A 22675-nucleotide genomic window follows, 5' to 3' on the forward strand; every position below is an offset into this window, starting at 1 on the left:
GGGTTGCCAGAGGAACAACAGCTTTTCATGGCTGAGTCAAAAAATGGTCCAGACCTTCACGCCAGCCTTCCGGGCCATGATGTGTCGAATGGAAAACGCGGTCATTATCCGCGCGTTGCAGAGTGACGGGCGTCTTGCTGTAGCCCTTTATCACCACGGCATAATCGACCGCATCCAGCATCGGGGCATCATTTGGCCCATCGCCCAGGCCGACAGTGATATACGGCTGGTCTGTCTGGTGCGACAGCAACCAGCGTAAGGCTTCACCTTTACCGCTTCTGGCGGGCATCACATGCCAGAAACGACCGCCCTGGGTCAGGGAAAGATGATAGTCAGCAAGTGCTGCGCGAAAACGATTGAACGCCTCATCGGTATCCCGCCAGACGATCACCTCGGATGCATCACGTTGGCGGGCGAGGGCGGCATCCGCCTCACTCAGGCCGGTCATGGATGACACATCGACATCGCTAAAGTCATGAAAGCCGGTAAAGCGGAACTGCTGCTGTAACGTGGCCAGAACCCGACAAATCGACTTATAGTTCATTTTATCGTCCGGGATACGAACGCTTTTGCTGTCGTCGAGGTAGAGCACCGCACCGTTCTCAGCAATAAAAGGCGCGCCCACAACGCCGAGTTTGCGTTGCAGGGGCAGGATTTCAGCCGCCGTTTTACTGGAGCAAATAATTAAGGGGACAGCGTGCTGCCTCAGCCTGTCGAGCCACTCTGCGGCGGCATCCCAGTTGTAATCGTGGTGGTCAAGCAGCGATCCATCGAGGTCGGTCACTATCATCAGCGATTCATTCAAATTGGGCATCCTGATTTCCTTCACTCTGGTTTGACACTACAGCGTAGTCATTACGTTTTAGTGTAGTTGAGTCTACAGCAGGCTTTGATTTGCGCAGTGGAAGCTTTATAATCAGGAGGATTCCTAAAACCGGAAGAGGGGAAAAGCCGGTTCCGTCATATCGTGCATCGATTATTGCTGAATTAACAAGACAGAGAAGTGGGTTTGACCGCGCGGACGGCAATGAGGTGAGTAAAACACGCATGGAAAAGGCTTGTTATGGCTTATGGGAAGCGTAGTCTCGAAGAGCACTATGACTTCCCTGATGTAACGAATTGACTACTTACCTGGCTCGCGCCGGGTATTTTTTTGTGTGCGCTATGGCGACAGGCGCGCGGCTTGTCGTCTATCGGCTTATCTCGCCATAACGGCAATCCTGAATATCCATCTCACATTGCTCGGCGGGTTCACGGCACAGCCCGGCACGATGATCATCCGCGAGCGAGGATGAATGCTTTTGTTGAGAAAAGTAATCCTGAAGATCGCCAGTGCTTTCAGGCTGTATCGCCTTAAGCAGCGCGTCCATTTCTCTGTCTCTGTCGTTCTGATCGGGTAAGTGGGGAAGCGTCATGGCATGCCTCCAGCGGTCAGTGTGAGCAATAAATATACAACTTAGCGGAAAATGCGGGGGCAGGGAAGTTAAAAAAAAGCCCGCGCTGCGCGGGCAAATAATCCTTGTTACTTTGGGTGTTGTATTTCCTGGGGAGGAAAGCAACGAAATGAAGCTTATCTGTTCTGCCTGTTAAACGTCTCGCAGGGAAATGTCAGGAAAATGAAAAAACGCATTACTCAGATTTACCTGACTTTTGCTGTAACCTGGCAAAAAGGGGCTATATTTGATAACAAAACGTTTTTTATCAATACCTAAAGGAATGGTTATGGACTTACTTCGAATTCTTATCGCGATCTTACTCCCCCCACTCGGTGTTTTTATGCAGGTGGGTTTTGCAGGCGCGTTCTGGCTCAATATCTTACTGACGCTATGCGGATACATCCCGGGTATCATCCACGCTGTCTGGGTTATCGCACGTCGCTAACGCCTGCATTACGGGCGCTCTTCGATTAAACTGTTCAGCAGGAAAATATCAGGAGAGTCGTAAATGAAGGTAGACGATCGCGTCAGTGTTAAAACGGATGGTGGGCCACGGCGAACCGGCACAATTCTTGCCGTAGAGCCTTTTAGTGAAGGCACAATGTTTCTGGTCGCGTTGGAAGATTACCCGCAGGGTATCTGGTTTTTTAACGAGAGCAGCCATCAGGATGGCGTTTTCGTCGAACCCTATCCTTCCGCCTGACGCCTGCGCGTAACCGGTAAAAAAATTGCCCTCTGCATAGTGATACGCAGAGGGCGATTTTTTTCTTACTTGTCTGCCTGCCAGTCAGATAATGTCTGGCAGTGTGGCTAAAGCTTCAGCGTTTTTTAAAACGTTTCCCAGTTCTCGTTGCCGTGAGTGACCGCGGCTGGACGTAACGTTGGCGCGGAAACTTTTGGGGCTGTATCCGGTTGATAAGTTGACTTCGCTACCGGCGTATCCTGTAAACGGAACGCGGCGACCGCTTTCGTTAACTTACCCGCTTGATCTTCCAGTGAGGACGCTGCTGCAGAGGCTTCTTCAACCAGCGAGGCGTTTTGCTGTGTAACGTTATCCATCTCAGTCACGGCCTGGCTGACCTGCTGAATACCCCGGCTTTGTTCATCGGAGGCCGCGGCAATTTCCGACATAATATCGGTCACCCGACGGACCGCTTCTACGATCTCGCCCATGGTGCTGCCGGCTTCACCCACCTGCTGTGAACCACTGCTGACCAATTTCACGGATTCTGCGATTAGCGATTCGATTTCTTTTGCAGCCTGCGCACTGCGCTGGGCAAGGTTGCGTACTTCACTGGCGACGACCGCAAACCCGCGTCCCTGTTCACCTGCACGCGCAGCCTCAACCGCGGCGTTAAGCGCCAGAATATTGGTCTGGAAGGCAATGCTGTTGATCACGTTGGTGATCTCGGCAATTTTCTTCGAACTGCCGGAGATGTCGTTCATGGTTTTCACCACGCCGTTCACCATATCACCGCCACTACGTGCCTTGCCTGATGCATCAGCGGCCAGCTGGCTTGCATGGTGCGCATTATCAGCATTCTGTTTTACCGTGGCCGTTAGCTGTTCCATGCTGGCTGCGGTTTGTTCGAGTGCGGCAGCCTGTTGCTCTGTACGAGAAGAAAGGTCGGTGTTGCCAGCCGTAATTTCACTTGATCCCTGATAAATCGCAATCGCACCTTCACGAACCGTGCCTACCGTTTTGATTAACGACTGCTGCATGTGTTGCAGGTTGTCCAGCAACAAACCAATCTCGTTACGACCGTGCGGGACGGAAGGTGCCGTTAAATCCCCTTGCGCGATACGTTCTATATGCGCCACTGAACTGTGCAGTGGATTAATGACCACCCGACGTAAAAACACAAAGGTCAGCAACACCAGTAGAAGGGCAGCAATAAATGCGGAACCCATAGCGATAAAGCCAATGCGAGACTGCTCGGCAGCCTGCTCGTTGATCTGCGCGGAGCGCACATCACGAAGTTTAATCGCTTGCATCAACACGGCTTTATAGGCGTTATCCAGTTTGCGCGTCGTATCGGTTTCCTGAGCAATGATACTTTCAAAACTGCCCTGTTTTCCGGCGTCGATCATCGGCATCAGGCCCTTAGTCACATACTCTTTGAACAGAGCCTGTAACTGCTCGTCCACCTTGGTGCCTTCAGGGGTTTTACTTTTACGATTCAGATAGATTTTAAGACCTTCTGAAGCCTGTTTGATACGATCATCGGTTGCCGCCAGGTTGGCGTTGAACTCATCCATTTCGCCAATACGTGCTGCGGCACCGGCCTGGATAATATTTAACCGCGCAGAACGCATATGAGAGGAACTGTCGACCAGCCCATTACGTACCTGAATTTCGTCGGTTGCGTCTTTTAGTGATTGATTACTAAGGATAAGGAAATAGCTTGATATCGCGATACAGAGCGCGAACAGAAACAAGATACCGCCAAATATCAAACTAAACAGAGGAACCAGGCGGATATTTTGCCAAATACTGAGTTTGTGATGTCCTTCATTAACCAGCGTCGTGTTCATTTCCTTGCTCTCTTAGGAGGTTGTTCTGTTGAACAAAACATCGGCAAAAGAACGGAAAGGTTTACGCTTGAAAATGAGATCTGGATCGCTAATCCAAAAAAAAACCGGCCTTGTGGGCCAGTTCCTGAAGACGGGAGGTACTACCTTACGTTGACATAGATGCCGGACGTCACGTTATCGGTTAAACGCACCACGTGATAAATCACCTGTTTGTTATGCGTTTTAATTTTCCGCTTGATATTGCCTTTATGGGACGAAACGGTTTTCGCTTTAATTTGCATTTTATCTGATATCTGGATGGTGTCATGACCTGACATCCACATTTTCAGCATATTGGACTCCGTCTGACTTAGCGTAAGCGGGTGGACATCGAGACCCGAAGAAATACGCGGTGACATATTGAGTTTCTTTTGCAAATAGGTACTCAAAAGTGAATCCAGCGTCGAAGGCTTGATGGCTTTTGAGGTGATAATTAAATTTTTACGGACATACAAATATTCTTCAAAATGAATATTGCTGATGGCCATAAATATAAAAAACAGTGTCTCAGGATGCTGATTAATAACACTGCGAATACGTTCGCTGGAGTCGGTTTCATGAATGAAGCAATCTTCATTAATAAAAACAACACCTGGTTTTAACTGCTCACATCTTTGCTGTAATTGCTCAATGTCGGAGACGGAAGTGATATTTTTCTTTTTCACTCCTTTCGACGACATATAATCTGATAATCCCAGGCGTGTGTAGTTGCAGGAATCCATAATAATCGTTGGCATGTTAGCGACCCTCACCAATTTGTTATCCGTTTAAATCAACGATGAATTACGCGTTGCGGTACGAGAAGATTTCAAAGCGCTTTTTTTTATTGTGCTGATGCAGCGAGGCAACAGGCAATGGCCCATAAAAGTCTTCTTCCCTGACCCGTTCTGCAAAAATTTTGTATTGCTCTGACCTCACACATGAGCCTGTATCAACCTGATTTGTTGATATAAAGCCGCACTGAGCGAAATACCGTTTTTTGGGAGCGCTGTCACTATCGCCGAAAACCCAGAGTTTTCTGATAGGACAAGTCTTAAAAACATTTATTTCACGAAAGTGTGATGTCGATAAGCGATTTGACAATGCCGGAAAAAACATTTTCTGACAAGAAAAATCACATAAAAATTTTTCTTGAATAAATTCAATGTATTGCCGAATTTATCACCAAAACAACCCTGTCGATGACTCTGTTAACCGCCTGACTAAAATACGCGAAGCGCGGTTTAATAAGAATAATTTTAAGACTTTCCGCACGCTTATCAGATTATCCTTAGTTGATTTCTGAAAAATGTGGTTTGAAAAATGCTCTGATAGTTATGGGTTTCTTAAGTATCAAAAGTGATAAATAGTTAGATACTTAATGTTCAGGCGGGGGACAGTTCTGTCAGGAACAGGGCCAGCAGATCAAATATTTCGCCGAACAGGTGCTCACAGAAGGGCGCAAGGAGAGGCATTAGCAGGCTGATGGTCAGGATGCCCACTGATAAGGTAATCGGGAAGCCAATCGCGAAGATTGATAACTGTGGTGAAAGGCGGTTTAACAAACCCAGGACCATGTTTAGCGTGAGGAGTAAAACGATCAAGGGTAGCGCTAACATCATGCCGTTAAGGAAAATCATGCTGGCCGATTTTGCCAGTGCCATAAAAGCATTAGCGTGCAGCGGTTCGCCACCAATGGGCAACGTATGAAAACTGTCCGACAGCAGCGAAATAAGCCACAGGTGGCCATTGAACGTCAAAAATAAAAGCATCGCCAGCATGTCGAGGAAGCGAGCAAGGACGGGCATGTTCAGTCGGCTGGCGGGATCGAAGAAGGTGGCAAACGACAGGCCCATCTGCAAGCCAATCAACTCACCGGCGGTACGAACGGCGGCAAAGGCAAACTGCATGGTAAAACCAATGGCAATACCAATGAGCATCTGCTGAATCAGCAACATGAAGCCCGCCGGTGAAAACAGGGTCACGTTTACCGGGGGCAAATTGGGGATCAGTATCCAGGTAATCATGGCCGCAAGACCAATTCTTACCCGTTTGCTCACCGATCGTTCACTGAGCACCGGAGCGGTCGACAGTAGGGCCAAAATGCGCACCAGCGGCCAGAAAAACTGACTGACCCAGTGAACAAGTTGGCTACTATCGAGAGTAATCATCAGCCGATGATATAAGGCAGGTTAGAAAAGACGGTGCGGATGTAATCCAGCAACACGTTTAACATCCACGGGCCGGCAATGATGCCAGTGGTTGCCACTGCAATAATTTTTGGAATAAAAGACAGCGTTTGTTCATTGATCTGGGTAGCCGCTTGCAGCAGGCTCACCAGTAAACCGCTAACCAGCGCGGCCAGTAGCATGGGGGCAGCCAGGAGCAGCGCAACGCGCATCGCTTCCTGTCCCATAGCCATTACCGATTCAGGTGTCATGTATTTCTCCCGTGCAACGGATGAGATCAGGAATAGAAACTTTGTGCCAGCGATCCCACCAGCAATTGCCAGCCGTCCACCAGAACAAACAACATTAATTTAAAAGGCAGAGCAATGGTTGCCGGGGGAACCATCATCATACCTAACGCCATTAATACACTGGCAACGACCAGGTCGATAATTAAGAAAGGAATAAATACCGTAAAGCCAATTTGGAAAGCGGTTTTTAATTCGCTGGTGACATAAGCAGGCAGCAAAATGCGCATCGGCACGGCTTCGGGCCCAGCAATGGGTGCTGTATTAGCGAGGCGGGCAAATAACGCTAAGTCGGCCTCACGGGTTTGACGCAGCATAAACTCACGCAGCGGCTGCGACCCTTTTTCAATCGCCACATCCATATTGATTTTATCCTGACTAAAAGGCAGGTAGGCATCCTGATAAATTTTATCGAACGTCGGGGCCATAATAAAAAAAGTTAAAAAGAGCGTCAGGCCAAGTAATACCTGGTTAGGTGGCGCGGAAGGCGTCCCCAGGGCACTACGCAGCAGGCCGAAAACGATAATGATGCGGGTAAAGCTTGTCATCATTAACAGAATGGCCGGAAGAAACGTTAACGAGGTAATAAAAACCAGCGTTTGCACCGGCAGTGACCAACTTTGGCCACCATTGGCTAATGGCTGACTAACCAGGCCCGGCAGTTGGGCATGGGCGACCGGTGCCAGCAACAGCAGCGGCAGAAGAGGAAGCAGTCGACGCATCATGGATTTTTTCCGGGACGTTTAACCAGATTTTGTAACAGCTGACGGAAATCCTGCGGTGCTGGCTTTTCCGGTGTGTTCATGTCGGGTGAGGCCGGTGGCAACGTATGCAGGTGAGTAATCTGCTGAGCAGTGACGCCAAGCACCAGGCGCGCATCAGGTGTATCCACAATCACGACGCGCTCGCGCTGACCAACCTGCACACTGGCCGTAAGATTAAGCTCACGGCTGCCCACTTTTTTAGGCGCAAACCCCATGCGGCGAGCCAGCCAGGCACAGGCCAGAATCAACAATATAATGACGACTAATACGCCACTGACTTGAGTCAGTACTGAACCTGCCGAAATCGGCTGCGCCGGAGGCGTAGCAGGTTGTAGCGTGTGATTCTGGTTATTCATCTTAACGGCTCAGGCGACGCATACGTTCTGACGGCGTAATAATATCTGTGATGCGCACGCCATACTTATCGTTCACAACGACGACTTCGCCCTGAGCAATCAAATAGCCATTAATCAGGATGTCCAGAGGTTCACCTGCAAGACCATCCAGTGAGACAACGGAACCCTGAGTCAGACGCAGGAGTTCTTTAATCGTCATTTTTGTGCGGCCAAGCTCGACGGTGAGCTTCACCGGGATATCCATGATCAGGTCAATGTCCTGCAACGAACCTGATGCATTACTGCTTTCAAACGTTTTGAATACGTCGTCACTCTGTGAAGCGCTGGCACCAGAGCCAACCTGCTCATTCATTGCTTCAGCCCACAGATCGTCCGCAGAGATGGTGTCATCGGACGGTTTCTTGCTGTCAGTCATGGGGCTGTTCCTCGTTAAGCGAATTCAAAATCGGGTTAATCAAATGTTCAACACGCAGGGCGTACTGGCCGTTGAGCGTGCCATACTGGCTGGTTAAAACAGGCACACCGTCCACATGGGCAATAATGCGCTCTGGCTTTTCAATCGGCAGAACATCACCAGGCTTCAGCTGTAAAACGCGCGACAGACGCAATGATGTTTCAGCAAAATGGGCAATCAGTTCCAGTTCGGAGTGCTGAACCTGCTTCACCAGATTGTCGCGCCAGTGTGTGTCTTCTGAACGCGAGTTTTCCAGTGGCGGATTCACCAGCAACTCACGCAGAGGTTCAATCATCGAAAACGGAATACAGATGTTGAACTCACCGACAAGGTTGCCGATCTCGACCTGGAATGGCGTATTCACAACGATATCGTTAGGCGATGTGGTGATGTTGGTGAACTTCACCTGCATTTCCGAACGCACGTACTCGACATCCAGTGGGTAAATGGCTTTCCACGCATCGCTGTAGCCGTCCAGCGCCAGCTTCAGCATGCGGCGGATGACACGTTGCTCAGTATGGGTAAACTCACGTCCTTCTACTTTAGTAGGAAAACGACCATCACCGCCAAAAAGGTTATCAACTGCAATAAAGACCAGGCTCGGCGAAAACACCACCAGTGCCGTACCGCGTAACGGTTTAAGGTGGATCAGATTCAGGTTGGTTGGCACCGGCAGATTGCGGGCAAACTCATGGTAAGGCTGAATCTTAATCGCGCCTACGCTGATATCCGGGCTACGGCGTAGCAGGTTAAACAGCGCCATACGGAAACTACGGGCAAAACGCTCGTTAATAATTTCCAGCGCCTGCAGACGCTCGCGCACCACGCGACGCTGGGTATTCGGATCATAAGGACGAATATCGCCCTCAGGTCCGTTTTGTTTCTTTTCTTCTTCCGCACTGCCGCTGTCGCCGTTAAGTAGCGCGTCAATTTCAGCCTGGGAGAGAATGCTGTCGCCCATTGATTCACCTCAAAATGAAGGCGGTAAACAGTACGTCGTCTACAGCCTGCGGAGGTTGACCTTTTACCAGTGGTGGTGCCAGCGCCTGTTTGATTTGCTCAACAAGCGCTTGCTTTCCTTGCTCCGTCGCCAGCGCAGCTGCGTTCTGACGAGACAGCAGCAGTAACAGACGACTGCGAACCTCAGGCAGGTAGTCACTCATCCGACGACGTGTTTCTTCATCCGGCAGACGTAGCGTAAAGCCTACGTACAGAACGCGGTCTGGGTCGTTGTCGGGATTGACCAGGTTAACCGTAAATGTATCAAGTGCAAAAAAGACCGGGGCGGGAGGCGGTTCAACTTTCGCGACCTCCGGCTTATCACCCTCGTGTTTATTCATTATTCGCCAGACTGCATAGCCTGCCACGCTGCAAGCGGCCAGCGTTACGATCAGTAACACTGGTATTAAGAGTTTTCGTTTGCGGCCTTTGGCTTTCGCGTTATCAGACATTTTTGCAGTAACTTCCTGTGAATTATGGGCAAGCCTCTCGGCTCGCCTGAACAGATTATCGCGTGTCTTAAGTCAAACAATGGCAAGAAAAGACACGGGTTTTACGCTTACCTTCAGCGTTTGTCGCTGTCAGGCAAATGTGTCGACTGCGCCCTTGCCGGTTAACCGGGCCTGAAGAGACTGCGGTACGGCAATGGGCGTAATGTCGTTATCACTATCCTGAGTAAGGGAGAAGCTGCCGTGCTGTCCGTCGCGACGCGCCTCCTGTTGCTGCTGGAAGCCTTGTCCCTGCGAAAAACTCTCACTGCTTACCTGACTCTCACCCAGGTTAATACCGCTTTCAGCCAGTGCACTACGCAACTGGGGAAGCGCGGCTTCCAGCGCGGCTCTGACATGGCTATGACTGGAAACCATACTTAACTGTGCCTGATCGTTATTCAGTTTCAGGCTGATCTGAATCGCACCCAAATCTTCAGGATGCAAACGCAGCTCTGCGTTCTGCTGACCGTTGCGACTAAACATCACAATTTGCTGACTCAGCGCCTGCTGCCATTCATTACTGCCCAGATGCGCATTGAGCATCGGGGTCGACGGTGAGTTCATTGGCGCTGCTGCGCCAGGCGACTGCAGTAAACTGCTGGCGCTGCTCAGGGGCGCACTAATAATGGCCTGATTATCACTGGCCGTTGCCGTTAACGGGCGGTCATCCTGCTTCGTAACGCTGCTGAGTATTTGCTGAAAGCTGCCGTCAGTGGTCAGTGTCGCAGGCGCAGCCGCGGGGTTATTACTTGCCGCGGAGGCTATGCCGCTAGCGGGCAGATTGGTCTGGCTAACTTTGCTCGCCAGGTTTCCGTCCTGCACCTTAGTGTTCTTCGTTTCTTTGTCATCACCGGTCAGTGCCGTATTAACAGCCTGGGTCAGGGCTGACAATGCTGAGCGTGGAGCTTCCCGAAGGCTATCGGCGTCACGGCTTGCCACGCTCTCTTTGACCGCCTGCTGCAGACCCGTTGCCGGTAACATGGCAAACAGCGCCTGAATATTCTGCATGTCGCTGTTATTAAGGACAGCGCCAGTTAACTCATCCTTATCATCGGCTGATTTTGTACCGGCTTTAATATTTTCCGGTTTAAACAAGGCACTGAGCGCCGTGGGTGTTTCCAGCGAAGAGAGCAGGGCATTCAATGACGTGGCCGTTTTACCCTCAGTGTCAGCGGTAACATTTTTATCGGTAGCCAGCGGGGTTTTACCGTGCAGTTTAGCGAGGGAAAGCAACTGGTTTCCCAGGGCGGTAATAAAGTCCTGTGGCAGAGCTTCTCCACCACTGGCGAGCAAATCTGTAGTACCTGATGTTTCAGCGGTGCCGATGGCTTTGGTCGTCAACGCGGTGTTTGGCAACGTAATCATTCGCCTTTCCTCTGTGAAGCCCGTTGGGCAAATTCATCCATCCGTTTCTGATCGAGACGGTTTTCTTGTCGTAATGCATTTTCCTCTGCCCGGGTAATCAGCGTTTGGTAGGCATTCAGGCGCTGCTGTTTTTCACGCCAGTTAACCAGCGCCTGCTCCAGTCGTTGATTCCAGTGCTGTAACTGACTGCGATGTTGGTCAATCGCTTTTTCCAGCGTCTGGATAAACTGGTGATAGTTGGTCCAGCGATTGCTGGCAATACCGCTGGACATGTCGCTGTTCAGCTTGTTGCGGTATTCATCCTGATAATCAAGCAGCATGGTGAGCTGCTCGTTAGCCGCCTGCTGACCACGGCGCATATCGCCTAACAAAACGGCAGCGCGTTCCAGATCCTGTTCCGCCAGGTCACGCAGTGTGTCAATGGCATTAGCTGTTTTCATTAGGATGTCCTCGTATTAAACGCGCGGCTTAGCCGAACAAGGCGTGCAAGTGCAGGCAGGCATCGTCGTACTCACTGCGTTCAAAAATGCCTTGTTGCAGGAAGGCTTCCATCTGCGGGTAAAGCTGAATGGCTTTATCCAGCATGGGATCGCTGCCTGCGGCATAGGCGCCGACGCTGACCAGGTCACGGTTGCGCTGGAAACTCGAGAGCAACTGCTTGAACTGGCGTACGCGTGCATACTGGTTCTCATCAATCAGTGATGTCATGGCACGGCTGATTGACGCTTCAATATCAATGGCCGGATAGTGCCCGGCTTCAGCGAGACGGCGTGACAACACGATGTGCCCGTCGAGTATCGCGCGAGCAGAGTCGGCAATCGGGTCCTGCTGGTCGTCGCCTTCGGTCAGTACGGTGTAAAAGGCGGTAATGGAACCGCCGCCATCGATGCCGTTACCGGCGCGTTCAACCAGTGCCGGGAGCTTGGCAAACACGGACGGTGGATAGCCTTTGGTGGCCGGTGGCTCACCGATCGCCAGGGCAATCTCACGCTGCGCCATCGCATAGCGCGTCAGGGAGTCCATGATCAACAGGACATGTTTACCGCGATCGCGAAAGTCTTCTGCAATTCGTGTGGCATAGGCGGCACCCTGAAGACGTAACAGCGGCGACACATCGGCCGGCGCGGCAATTACCACGGAACGGGCACGGCCTTCAGCACCTAAAATATTTTCGATAAAGTCTTTAACTTCACGACCACGTTCACCGATTAATCCCACGACAATCACGTCGGCCTGGGTATAGCGCGCCATCATGCCAAGCAGCACGCTCTTACCGACGCCTGAACCCGCAAACAGCCCCATACGTTGACCACGGCCGACGGTAAGCAGGGCATTGATAGCACGCACGCCGGTATCCAGTACGTCAGTGATGGGCGTACGCTGTAAGGGGTTAAACGGCGGCGTATTTAAGGCCGCGCGGTAGCCCGTTTCCGGTGACGGCAGGCCATCAAGAGGACGTCCGCTGCCGTCAAGTACGCGGCCCAGCAGTTGTGGGCCAAGCAGAAGCTGTTTGCCTGCCTGTGGGTGTTCACCCGTGGCGCGGGCATAAACGCGAGCGCCAGGCAGAATGCCGTCCACTTCTTCCAGCGGCATCATCAGCAGCTTCTGACCGTTAAAGCCGACCACTTCACTTTCAATTTCGCTAATGGTTTTACCGTCGTTACGTTCAATCACACAGGTCGAACCGAGGGGCAACTGCAGGCCGGTTGCCTCCAGCACCAGGCCGGTGGCACGGGTCAGACGTCCATAACGACGAATGGGTTGGACCTGCGCAATACGACTCTCAAAAGCATCAAGCGAGCCAAGCCAGCGGTTCAGACGTGTGGTCATTAAAACTCTCCCGGTGCAGCAAGGCGGCACAGTTCCTGCCAGCGAGTGGCTACGCTGGCGTCAAGATCGCCATCTTCGGCGCTGAGCTTACAGCCGCCGGGATGCAACGTATTATCCGCCAGTAAACGCCAGCCGTGCAGATCAAGCGTGGGCCCTAACGTCTGCTCAATTCTCAGTAAATCATCCGGATGCACGCGCAGCTGAGGTTTACCGCTGAACATAGGTTCCTGCTGAAGCAGGCCCTGAATCTGACGAAGCAGGGCACTACCATCCACCGTCGTCGCCTGACCGATCACCGAACGGGCGGCTTCAAGCGCCAGTTGCATCAGGCGGGCTGCAATCACGCTGTCCAGTGATTCCAGCGTGTTCTGAAACTCAGTCACCAACTGCTGCATACGGGCCTGCAACGGCGCCTGCTGCTGCTGTGCATCGGCCAGACCTTGCTGAAAGCCTGCGTCGTAACCGGTCTTCTGCCCTTCAGCAAATCCCTGCAGGTGGCCTTCGCTATAGCCTTGTCCATGGGCTTCTTTACGCAGCTGCTGCTGCATATGTTCAAACTGTTGTTGTTGCTCATCTTCTTCAGATTCGAAGACCTCAACGTCTGTTGGCTCAGCCGTCACCATGGCAGGTTCTTCAGTACGACCCAGCTCTACCGGCTGCCACAGCTGCCATGGACGGGCGGAAAATGCATCAGACATAGGTTTCCTCGCCACCACCGATTACCATCTCGCCGGACTCTGCCAGGCGGCGAACCACCAACAGGATTGCTTTCTGTTCGTTCTCGACCGCAGACATACGCACCGGACCACGGTTGGCGAGATCGTCGCGCAGGATATCTGCCGCACGTGCTGACATGTTTTTGAGGAACTTCTCGCGCAGTGGCTGCTCGGCACCTTTCAGTGCGATCAACAACTGCTCGGACTCCACTTCCTGCAACAGGCGCTGGATGCTGCGATCGTCCACTTCCACCAGGTTTTCGAACAGGAACATCTCGTCGATAATTTTCTGTGCCAGCTCGCCGTCGAAGTCGCGTACCGCTTCGATGACCGCTTCTTCCTGCTGAGTTTTCATCAGGTTGATAATTTCGGCCGCTGTTCTTACGCCGCCCATCTTCGCACGCTTGAGGTTGGTACCATCGAGCAGGCTGTTCAGGACTTCGGTCAGTTCTGCCAGCGCGGCTGGCTGTACGCCACCGAAGGTCGCAATACGCAGCATGACGTCGTGACGCAGGCGCTCATCAAACAGCGCCAGGATATCTGCCGCCTGGCCACGTTTGAGGTGCACCAGAATGGTGGCGATAATCTGCGGATGTTCGTCGCGGATAAGATCGGCAGCCGCCTGCGGTTCCATGAAGTTAAGCGTTTCCATCCCACTGGTGGTATCGCGGGTTTCAAGGATATCTTCCAGCAGGCTGGATGCACGCTCTTCACCCAGCGCTCGGGTCAGGACGGAACGCAGGTAATCGTTAGAGTTCAGGCTCAGCGCCGCGAACTGCTCGGCATCAGATTCGAACTCACGCAGCACTTCTGTTAGTTGCTTGTGCGACACCTGACGCATGCTGGCCATGGCCGCACTCAGGTGCTGAACCTCACGTTGGTTCAGATGCTTGAACACTTCCGCAGCGCGTTCTTCGCCAATGGTCATCATCAGAATGGCGCTTTTTTCAGTACCGGTCAGACTCATAGTTCGTTACTCATCCATTCGCGAATAACCAGCGCAACAACGCGCGGATCGTTTTCAGACATGTCGCGGATACGCTGGCTCATGACTTCAGCGCTCATGCGGTTATTAGTTTTCCGTTCCTGGTCCATTTCATCTTTGCTGAGCTGGACACTGTACGCTTCCTGATCGTTCTGCTGTGTGGCACGTGCGGCCAGCGCTTCTGCTGCCACTTTCTCAGCTTCTTTCTTACGCAGTACGTGTGGACGCACCATTTTGCGATACAGGATGAAGGCAATCAGCGCAACCAACAGCCATTTACCTGCGTTCATCAACTGGTCAAAGAACGTCTGCTGTTGCCAGAAGGGCAGTTCACTGACCGTTGGTTCGGTGGTATTGAACTGCGAGTTCACAACATTGACGCTGTCGCCACGTTGTTGTGAATAACCCATGGCTTCACGTGTCAGGTCTTCAATCTGCTTCAGCTGCTGATCATTCAGTGCCAGCGCTTTGCCTTTATCGTCTTCGCGATAGTTCACTACCACGGCGACGGACAGGCGCTGCACATCGCCCACATTCATCTTGGTATGGCGAATGGTGCGGTCCAGCTCATAGTTCACCGTGTCATCGCGGCGAGAGTTGGTGGGCACGCTGCTGGCGGCCGCAGTGCTGGTCCGTTGACCATTCGCGTTCGTATTCTGACCATTTGCATTCTGGCCATTGGCATTCTGACCGTTAGCCGCGTTGGTATTAGGTGCATTCACCGGCGCGGTGTTGGCTGGCGCTGGCTGATTCGACAGCGCGCCAGGCACGCCGCCAGGATATGGGCTGCCAGACTGATCGCTGGTACTGGTCTGCTGTGAGCGGATAGACGCGTTTTTCGGATCGCCATTTGGCTGATATTTCTCGTCAGTCTGTTCGCGGGTATCAAAGTTAATCTGCGCGGTGACCTGTGCATGCACGTTGCCCTGGCCCAGAATCGGATTCAGGATCGCTTCGATACGTTGCTGATAACGGGTTTCAACTTCGGCAGCATATTTAAGTTGTGCATCATTCAGGTCACGGCCAACTGCATCAGAACGCGTTAACAGGTGACCACTTTGATCCACCACGGTGACGTTGCCCGGTGGTAAACCGGCCACGCTGCTGGAAACCATGTGGGTAATGGCCTGAATCTGGCCTTCATCCAGGGCGCGACCCGGCTGCAACATTAAGGTTACCGAAGCAGAAGGGGCTTTTTGCTCACGCACGAACAGGGTAGGTTTAGGCATCGCGAGGTGCACGCGAGCGCTTTTAACCGGGCCCAGTGATTCGATGGTACGCGCCAGCTCACCTTCCAGTGCGCGCTGATAGTTCACCTGCTCGCTGAACTGGCTGATACCGAACTTCTCTTTATCCAGCAGTTCAAAGCCAACGTTGCCACCCTGCGGCAGACCTTGCTGTGCCAGACGCAGACGCAGTTCATGCACCTTGTCATCAGGGACCATCAATGCGCCACCGTTATCGGCAAAGCGATAAGGTACATTCATCTGCGTCAACTGCGTGACAATGGCACCGCCATCCTCATTAGAGAGATTGCTGAATAACACGCTGTAGTTAGGTGTCTTGGCCCAGAGGACTAACGCAAACACCACTGCAATGGCAGCGGCGGCGGCAACGATTAAAGGTATACGTGGATTAGCACGCAGGCGAGCGAGAAGGTCACCGAAGCCTTTCTTATCTTGATCTTGTGTGGCGGCTGCACTCGCATTCATGACCGATTCCTGCCTGACGTAATTGACCGGGTTAGTTGTGTTGGCAAAACAGACTCCCTGACCTGCTTAAATAAAATTTCCACTTCAATGCCTGGCATTATTTGATGAAACGCAAAATTCGATGGGTGAATAAGCCACGGTTTTTAGTGTCATTTAGGGGCTTTGTCTTATTGACAATATGTTAACTTCTCTCCTCATCAAAAATCTTCATCTCTTTTCAATGAGGTAACAGCTATGTCAATTCAGGCAATCGACGGTGTTTTACAGCAGCTACAGATGACGTCGCTTCAGGCCAACAACAAAAGCAACGACGTCACCAGCCATATCGACTTTGGCGCGACCATGAAGGCCGCACTCGACAAAATCAGTGAAACCCAGACGACAGCACGTACCCAGGCCCAGGATTTTGAAATGGGTAAGCCAGGTATCGCGCTCAATGATGTGATGGTCGATCTGCAAAAATCATCAATTTCTATGCAGATGGGCATTCAGGTCAGGAACAAGCTGGTGTCGGCTTATACTGACATCATGAACATGCAGGTGTAGAAGGCTAACGTATTTTAAAAAAATGAATGATTGAGAAGCCACTTTGACGAAGAACGGATGTAGCTCAAGATCGTTCATTTTCACGCAAAAGAAAGAAAGCGGGTTTATGGTATAAAATTTATTAGATGCTCAGGCCCAGCTGGATGCAAGACAACCTGGTTTAGACTGTTTTTCCTCACGTTGACTCCGAATATCTAACCGCCATCAGTAACGACAGACAATCGTGTGCCTGAGTAAACACATAGCCACAGACTGAAAAACGTCCTCATAACTTCTGTTATCAAAAATCTGCCAGTTACAAAACCTTATTCTCATAATCGTTATCAGCCTGTAGAGGCTTCATTCTTACATCAGCCCTCACCCTGCTGACGCAGTAGGTTTCTTTTGCGTATTCCTGAAGCACTGTTTGTCAGATAACCTTACTGTGGCGTTACTCATTAGTGTTCCGTACCGCATAACATCCATAATGATAGACTTGCTCAAATCCGCAATAATTCAGTCTTTTTACAATATTCTCAGAACAGTTATCAGCAAGTTTAATTGTGCATAGTCGTCAGGTAGTTTTACGACGTCGATGAATATCAACCCGCCCTCTTGCCTGGGCATGATGTGGTCTATGGCGTAACATTATTAAGGAATCTTAATATCATTAATTTTAAGGATATGCAGATGCACCGGACTGCTATCAGCCGGGGCAGAGATCGCTACAAGAAAAACGTAGCCACCTACGTGTAAAGCAACTGCTTCTCTTAATAACCCCGGTAGTACCCGTAAATATTTATCCATGCACAGAGGGGAACCAGCGGTCGGCTTTTCTGTGGGCACATCCAGAAGTGTGAATTTTTTGAGGTTCAGACGATAAAAAAGCTTTCCTGAGTAATATGACCAACCAAAAGGGAAGGGTCCAGTGAATGTCTGAACTTATTATTTACTCAACTGTTGGCCTCGATGTTGGTTGTATAGACGTTTATCACGTTCATCTCACTTTGCCAATGCAATTGAAGAAAGTTGTCGGAAGGATGCTTTTTCAATGATAAAAACGGATTTTTCCGCCATTAATAACTCGCATGAGTCAAGAGTCTTCAATACTATCAAAAAGATACTATCCTGCTCATGAGAATAAACTGGTTAAGGTTTATGTAATTTTCATAAAAATAGCAGGGGGGTGTCAGGACATTGATTTTATCCTAAGGGATGTATGACTCTTTCAGTTAAATAGTATGAAAAAAAGTGATGTGAGAAAAGTAATATTATAAGGTGCAACACAATTGTTGCACCTTTCATACTTTTTAACTACTGGGGGTGGGGCAGTCAAGAAAGACTTCGCAGACAGGATGAACGGTGTTTTGTTGCAGATCGATGAATGTATCAAGCGGCATATCAGGCAATCCTTTTACAGAGACGCTTTTACCTCCAGTGATAATTCCCGTAACCTGCTGGCGGAATGCAAGATTTGTAAAATTTTTATCTGACAAAAGCGAGCTAAGCTCATTGGTTGTTTTATCATCCCCACAATTAATAGAATCATTAGAAGTATAAATTAAATGGTGATTTTCTGCCAGAAGGGTCTTAATTTTATCTTTATCCAAAGATTGATTATGACAAGTTTCAAAGTTTAAAGTCACGTTAAAACCATCATCCTTTTTGGTCAGAAAAGAAAAACCAAAAGGAGTAGCCATACGTTTACCCGCGGTTGAAGAAATCCCACTATCGATGAAGTAAGGTCCTGAAGAAATACCTGCAATATGCTCTTTGTATAAAATACTCGTTGCATCTTTTTCGTAGACGGATTTCAAACCCATTGGTGTTACTAACATTTTTGTGATTTTTTTTGGAGTTACATGGTATGCACAGATCATTTCACTATCAATGCCAATGTTTTTACATAGATTTGCGTAAAAAAACGATTTGCCTTTAGACGTATATTGAATTACGTTTTTTGCGAACCCTTCAAACCAAACTGAACCAAGATTTTCATTTGATAGCTCAGCAAAAACAGGTAGAGAATAAGCCTGCTTTCCGATCTGAATACGATCTCCAGATTTTGATAAACCTTCTTTTAATGAGGGGGTGTTCCATAATTTAGAAGAAAATTTTATATAATCATAGGCGTTATCTATAGATAAGTTTTTGTAAAAAGAGCTTTCATTGTTTGAAAGCAGGCTCACACCAAAGCCGAGTGAGTTATCTTTTTTTCCTGAAATATCAAGGACGGTTGGCCAAACATCAATTAAAGAGCCAGGGTTATCATTCTTATAATTATTCAACCCTTTTTTGATAATAATAAAATTGTTTCTACGCTCGCTAGAGTTGGCATCAAGAAGTTGGCTGGCACTGTTACGCATCATTAAGTGATCGGAAACTAAAACTATAATTGTATTATCAAAATAATAACTATTGATTAACTTATTAATGAAATTAGAAATAAGATAGTCTGAACATCTCACTGCGGATAACATCTTAATTTTTTGTTCTTTTATGATTTTATTTTCACAGGTTGCTAAGGTTTTACCATCAGGTGCATGGGTGCCAACAGTAAGGAGAGACAATAAAAAGGGTTGTTTAGTATTAGATAAATTAAGGTACTTATCCCATGCATAGTCTAACAAGACATCATCCTGGACACCCCATCCACTGATTTGATCAGATTTAGCAATTTTATTTTCAATGAAAAAATTCAAATCGTCTTGACGACTCCATCCATGTTGTGAAAAAAATTTATCCGCACCAGCAAACTCTTTATTACTGCCTCTGATAAAGTGAGTCCGGTAACCAATTTTTTTAAGCCATGAAGCAACACAATTAGCCTTGGGTAAAAAATGGGCCGCGTTGCCGCCGGTGTTCCCTTGCGCCATTACTAATGGTACGCCACATTGTGTATTGACCATTCCAGCCATCGTCCAACCAAAGCCGCCATTTGTTGGTTGTATTATGTTAGTAAATTGAGCATAGTCGTTTGCGATTTTCGATAATTCAGGTAAATAATTTGTTTCGTTTAGTTTTTCAAATGTTTTTTCAAGGCTTTCAGCATATATAAAAACATAGTTATATTTTTTATTTAAGCTGGAATTTAAAGTTTTATATTCCGCCGAGACGCGGTCTGCATTCCCTTGAGGCTTTATAATATGTAATATTGAAGCTGATATGTTTCTTGAAAATGGCATCGTGAGTATTATGAGAAGTGAACAAACGAAAAAATAGTTCGTTTTTTCTATATTTATTTTTTTGATTTTATTTTTTTTACATAAGACACAATAACCAATCAGGATTGACGATGTAATGAGGAATGGTATTGCCAGCTTTAACTTAGGGTATAAGTCGTCAAGGGATGTTCCACGAGTACTATTGAATAAATGATAAAAAACGGCATCTGTTATGCCATTTCCTGTAAACATATTGCAAACAGACCAGAAACAAAAAAGCAACAATATTATGCAAGTGATAACTGTTTTGCAAATTATAAATCTATTAGATAAAAATGTTGATAAAATTAATGATGTCAATAAAAAATATGTCATTTTTCTTAATTAATTCAAAGGTGTTGGGGAAGCAAATTATTGCATTTTTTATGCCTGCATAAAAAACATTCGCTGTAAATTTTTTTATATTTATTGATCGCAATTAGTTTTTTTGAATTGATGATTTTTTATTAATTTTTTTGTGGCTAGCTAGGATAGCTTGTGTAAAGTTTTTGTTTTAAAATTAATTGACTTTTTGAAATATTGTGTTTTTATATTGCGAGATAAGAATAATATTTCATCAAGGCATGCTTCCTGCACTAGCTACTGTATAAAAATAAGTATGATTGCCCCGTTTATAGGGGCAGGGTGTTATAGTCTAGGATGCCTTGTATGGATCTTTTTTATCATCCTGGCTGTCATCATTTTTTCTTGGGACTTCGCCATGATCTTTCGGCGCATCGGTAGCAGGATGATCGTCTTCCTCGTACGCATTACCCGCATTCGGCGCAGCTTCGGGTAATCCTTTACTGACATCACCTTCATGTTTACGTTGTTCGTTACTCTGATGTTTATGCATTGTTTGCTCCTTTCTTCACTCTGTTTAGTGTAGACCAGCAAAACAATTTCGTGGAAAACCGCCGTGACACGGATGAATGCTGCTGTGCATTAGCCAGCATTGTTGCGCTATTGCGACTACGCTTAAACACTGACGCTAAGCGTTTGACCTGCTTACTCAGACTTCGCTCACCAGGCTCTGCAGCCACTTCCGATTATTCCTAATGCAATATCGCTATATTGTCCTATCTTTAAATCTCCAGGCGATATTTTCATTGGATAAACCACCAAAAGGAAAGACAGCATGACTGATTCAATCGAAACCAAAAGCAAAACAGATTACCTGCGTGACGTGGCATCACAGCTGAAAGAAATGCGTCACTACGCACAGACCAATACCGAGACACTTTCTGCCCATTGGTTAGCTTTTGATGCCGGTGAATACAAAGATGAGGGCAATGCAGCCCGCATTGATGCGCTGCTCAACAAGCAGGGTACGTTGCTGGAAGATCTGGAGAAGGCGATTCAGGATATCGAAATTGAAATTAACCACAGTGAGCAGGAGAGTTAAGTTACCTCCCGCTAACTGATGTGGTGGCGATTAAGGGATTAATCAGCCACCAACCAAAACTCTGCCTCATCAAACATCTCTTCCACCAGACGCGCTATCGTCGCCTTCTCGTTTTTGCTGAGATCGGTTTCAATCGCATTACGTTCCATGGGTTTGACCTTAACCTCGATATCAGGAAAGACACGATGTACGCGTTTTTCTAACTCTTCTAAGATCATTTCACGCGCGCCTGGTAAGCCCGCAACATTACGTTTATCGTAAATTAACTCTACAAACATGTTAACAATCCCTTAAGGGCAAAATCGCTTTGCCATTTTACTGTAAATAAAAACAGTATCAAGCTGATGTTCGGGTTAATTCGTTTTTTCTGAGCTGCGTAGAAAAGCACTTTCATCTGGTTTACTCTGATGGCGTTCACAACAATATGTGCGCTCACTCACCAGGAGAAGTGCAATGCGACAATTGGTTATAGATATTCTGCTCAAACTAGCAAAAATGGATGTCGACGCAAAGGAACTGACTGCGCAGATCGAAGCGCAGTCGTTGTTGGTTGCAGCTTTATTAGTCCAGGCGAAACAAGACAACGCGTTAACCATTTCAGAAACGGTTCAGGATGCGATAGTAACGGCTTCACGTTCATCCTCTGAGTTCATGCAGTCGGACATCGATTTGCTACTGACTCACATCAACCGGCTGCTGGCCGTCGCCAAATATGTTGAAGTAAGAGGTAAAATGGCAGAGGAAGAGTAACGGCTTCGCTGGCGATAAGTCTGTGGTCTGTCGCCAGCGAAGCCGGTCAATATGATGATCGGCAAGCGCGTGCTCACTTTGTTACTCTGTCGTTCGCATCACGCGTTTTGCCTTCTCGCCTGCAAAGGGCTGAGTCACTACAGTTCATTCTTAATACAGAACTCTTCCCAGCTCATTCCCAGTGATTCCGCATGCGATCTGAGGTACGCCTCTATCGCCTCGGCGGCAACGGCTTTATCTGGTTCCGCGAGCTGGATTGAGAAAATAATGCCATCGAGATTCTTTTGACGTAAAAAAGCGGCGTAGATGCGCTCAGCATGCCATTCGCGTAATTCTCGCAACGACATGTTGGCGGCGCGTGCATCGCTTTCCGTCAGCTCGTCTAATGCCGCCTGGAAGTCAGCATGGGCAGTGAAGAACAGGGTTCGCGCCTGAGCGTAATACGCTTCTGGAGTTTTCATTGCAGGTTTCCTGATATCTATTGCAGCGGCACAGTGTAGCCTGTTACATCAGGCTTGTCAGGCATAGCCGGGGCAGGGCAAGACGGCGTCCATTATCCAGATGGCGTGGATAAACCCCGTTCGCCAGCGCCTGATACCCAGGAAAATACTGCTTTATCTCGAGGACCGTATTCAGATAGCTTGCGCACCTTACC

The 22675-nt window shown here is 48.7% G+C and carries 26 protein-coding genes; 5 read left to right on the top strand and 21 right to left on the bottom strand.

The window, feature by feature from the left end; all coding sequences use genetic code 11:
• Positions 1-25 precede the first annotated feature (25 nt).
• Together CMR03_RS00245 and CMR03_RS00250 are read right to left on the bottom strand one after the other, a co-directional pair.
• Positions 26-814, bottom strand: a complete 789-nt coding sequence (locus CMR03_RS00245) for a mannosyl-3-phosphoglycerate phosphatase-related protein (RefSeq protein ID WP_096010442.1) — start codon at positions 812-814, stop codon at positions 26-28.
• Between the two features lie 376 nt (positions 815-1190).
• Entirely contained in the window at positions 1191-1415 is a 225-nt protein-coding gene (locus tag CMR03_RS00250) for a DUF2525 domain-containing protein (protein ID WP_063879990.1), read from the bottom strand.
• Between the two features lie 307 nt (positions 1416-1722).
• Between CMR03_RS00250 and CMR03_RS00260 the strand changes: the two genes are divergently transcribed.
• Both CMR03_RS00260 and dsrB read left to right on the top strand, forming a co-directional pair.
• Positions 1723-1881, top strand: coding sequence for a YqaE/Pmp3 family membrane protein (locus CMR03_RS00260; protein ID WP_074181025.1), 159 nt, complete (start codon positions 1723-1725; stop codon positions 1879-1881).
• 63 nt (positions 1882-1944) lie between these two features.
• Positions 1945-2139, top strand: a complete 195-nt coding sequence (dsrB, locus tag CMR03_RS00265; protein ID WP_096010443.1) for a protein DsrB — start codon at positions 1945-1947, stop codon at positions 2137-2139.
• Positions 2140-2264: 125 nt separating this feature from the next.
• On the opposite strand, the gene CMR03_RS00270 is transcribed toward dsrB, so the two are convergent.
• The 15 genes from CMR03_RS00270 to fliF all read right to left on the bottom strand — a co-directional run bounded on the left by CMR03_RS00270 (position 2265) and on the right by fliF (position 16137).
• Positions 2265-3971 (bottom strand): methyl-accepting chemotaxis protein, encoded by a 1707-nt coding sequence (locus tag CMR03_RS00270; protein ID WP_096010444.1) that lies wholly within the window; start codon positions 3969-3971, stop codon positions 2265-2267.
• A gap of 140 nt (positions 3972-4111) precedes the next feature.
• Positions 4112-4747 (bottom strand): transcriptional regulator RcsA, encoded by a 636-nt coding sequence (gene rcsA / locus CMR03_RS00275; protein WP_014593952.1) that lies wholly within the window; start codon positions 4745-4747, stop codon positions 4112-4114.
• Positions 4748-5374: 627 nt separating this feature from the next.
• Positions 5375-6160: a flagellar biosynthetic protein FliR gene (fliR, locus tag CMR03_RS00280; protein ID WP_063879987.1), complete on the bottom strand. Its 786-nt coding sequence runs from the start codon at positions 6158-6160 to the stop codon at positions 5375-5377.
• Complete coding sequence (fliQ, locus tag CMR03_RS00285; protein ID WP_063879986.1) at positions 6160-6429, bottom strand: flagellar biosynthesis protein FliQ; 270 nt, start codon at positions 6427-6429, stop codon at positions 6160-6162. The genes fliR and fliQ overlap by 1 nt, the downstream gene beginning before the upstream one ends.
• A 26-nt stretch (positions 6430-6455) precedes the next feature.
• Positions 6456-7187, bottom strand: a complete 732-nt coding sequence (gene fliP, locus CMR03_RS00290) for a flagellar type III secretion system pore protein FliP (RefSeq protein WP_063881197.1) — start codon at positions 7185-7187, stop codon at positions 6456-6458.
• Positions 7187-7585 (bottom strand): flagellar biosynthetic protein FliO, encoded by a 399-nt coding sequence (gene fliO, locus CMR03_RS00295; protein ID WP_063879985.1) that lies wholly within the window; start codon positions 7583-7585, stop codon positions 7187-7189. Before fliO ends, fliP begins: the two co-directional genes overlap by 1 nt.
• A gap of 1 nt (position 7586) precedes the next feature.
• Positions 7587-8000: a flagellar motor switch protein FliN gene (gene fliN / locus CMR03_RS00300; protein ID WP_063879984.1), complete on the bottom strand. Its 414-nt coding sequence runs from the start codon at positions 7998-8000 to the stop codon at positions 7587-7589.
• Positions 7993-9000 carry a flagellar motor switch protein FliM gene (fliM, locus tag CMR03_RS00305; RefSeq protein ID WP_063879983.1) on the bottom strand — a complete coding sequence of 336 codons (1008 nt, stop codon included), beginning with the start codon at positions 8998-9000 and terminating at the stop codon, positions 7993-7995. The genes fliN and fliM overlap by 8 nt, the downstream gene beginning before the upstream one ends.
• Before the next feature lie 4 nt (positions 9001-9004).
• Positions 9005-9490, bottom strand: a complete 486-nt coding sequence (gene fliL, locus CMR03_RS00310; protein ID WP_096010445.1) for a flagellar basal body-associated protein FliL — start codon at positions 9488-9490, stop codon at positions 9005-9007.
• 129 nt (positions 9491-9619) lie between these two features.
• Positions 9620-10894, bottom strand: coding sequence for a flagellar hook-length control protein FliK (locus tag CMR03_RS00315; RefSeq protein WP_096010446.1), 1275 nt, complete (start codon positions 10892-10894; stop codon positions 9620-9622).
• Positions 10891-11334: a flagellar export protein FliJ gene (gene fliJ / locus CMR03_RS00320; RefSeq protein WP_063879980.1), complete on the bottom strand. Its 444-nt coding sequence runs from the start codon at positions 11332-11334 to the stop codon at positions 10891-10893. Before fliJ ends, CMR03_RS00315 begins: the two co-directional genes overlap by 4 nt.
• A 28-nt stretch (positions 11335-11362) precedes the next feature.
• Positions 11363-12724: a flagellar protein export ATPase FliI gene (gene fliI, locus CMR03_RS00325; protein WP_096010447.1), complete on the bottom strand. Its 1362-nt coding sequence runs from the start codon at positions 12722-12724 to the stop codon at positions 11363-11365.
• Complete coding sequence (fliH, locus tag CMR03_RS00330) at positions 12724-13422, bottom strand: flagellar assembly protein FliH (protein WP_063879978.1); 699 nt, start codon at positions 13420-13422, stop codon at positions 12724-12726. Before fliH ends, fliI begins: the two co-directional genes overlap by 1 nt.
• Positions 13415-14407, bottom strand: coding sequence for a flagellar motor switch protein FliG (fliG, locus tag CMR03_RS00335; protein WP_063879977.1), 993 nt, complete (start codon positions 14405-14407; stop codon positions 13415-13417). Before fliG ends, fliH begins: the two co-directional genes overlap by 8 nt.
• Entirely contained in the window at positions 14404-16137 is a 1734-nt protein-coding gene (gene fliF / locus CMR03_RS00340) for a flagellar basal-body MS-ring/collar protein FliF (RefSeq protein ID WP_096010448.1), read from the bottom strand. Before fliF ends, fliG begins: the two co-directional genes overlap by 4 nt.
• 234 nt (positions 16138-16371) lie before the next feature.
• Between fliF and fliE the strand changes: the two genes are divergently transcribed.
• Positions 16372-16683 (top strand): flagellar hook-basal body complex protein FliE, encoded by a 312-nt coding sequence (gene fliE / locus CMR03_RS00345; protein WP_063879975.1) that lies wholly within the window; start codon positions 16372-16374, stop codon positions 16681-16683.
• A 1289-nt stretch (positions 16684-17972) separates the two neighbouring features.
• Here the strand turns inward: fliE and CMR03_RS00350 are convergent.
• Together CMR03_RS00350 and CMR03_RS00355 are read right to left on the bottom strand one after the other, a co-directional pair.
• Complete coding sequence (locus CMR03_RS00350) at positions 17973-20078, bottom strand: sulfatase-like hydrolase/transferase (RefSeq protein ID WP_167385745.1); 2106 nt, start codon at positions 20076-20078, stop codon at positions 17973-17975.
• Between the two features lie 442 nt (positions 20079-20520).
• Entirely contained in the window at positions 20521-20721 is a 201-nt protein-coding gene (locus tag CMR03_RS00355; protein WP_096010450.1) for a hypothetical protein, read from the bottom strand.
• A 282-nt stretch (positions 20722-21003) separates the two neighbouring features.
• On the opposite strand from CMR03_RS00355, the gene CMR03_RS00360 reads away from it, so the two are divergent.
• A complete protein-coding gene (locus CMR03_RS00360; protein WP_063879972.1) occupies positions 21004-21270 on the top strand; it encodes a hypothetical protein in 267 nt (88 codons plus the stop codon).
• A 38-nt stretch (positions 21271-21308) separates the two neighbouring features.
• On the opposite strand, the gene CMR03_RS00365 is transcribed toward CMR03_RS00360, so the two are convergent.
• Entirely contained in the window at positions 21309-21548 is a 240-nt protein-coding gene (locus CMR03_RS00365; protein ID WP_063879971.1) for a DinI-like family protein, read from the bottom strand.
• Between the two features lie 175 nt (positions 21549-21723).
• Between CMR03_RS00365 and iraP the strand changes: the two genes are divergently transcribed.
• A complete protein-coding gene (iraP, locus tag CMR03_RS00370; protein ID WP_063879970.1) occupies positions 21724-22020 on the top strand; it encodes an anti-adapter protein IraP in 297 nt (98 codons plus the stop codon).
• A 137-nt stretch (positions 22021-22157) separates the two neighbouring features.
• Here iraP and CMR03_RS00375 read toward each other — a convergent pair whose 3' ends face one another.
• Positions 22158-22481 carry a DUF6388 family protein gene (locus tag CMR03_RS00375; protein ID WP_063879969.1) on the bottom strand — a complete coding sequence of 108 codons (324 nt, stop codon included), beginning with the start codon at positions 22479-22481 and terminating at the stop codon, positions 22158-22160.
• Positions 22482-22675: the final 194 nt, after the last annotated feature.

The organism is Pantoea allii, from assembly GCF_002307475.1.
GTDB classification, from domain to species: domain Bacteria; phylum Pseudomonadota; class Gammaproteobacteria; order Enterobacterales; family Enterobacteriaceae; genus Pantoea; species Pantoea allii.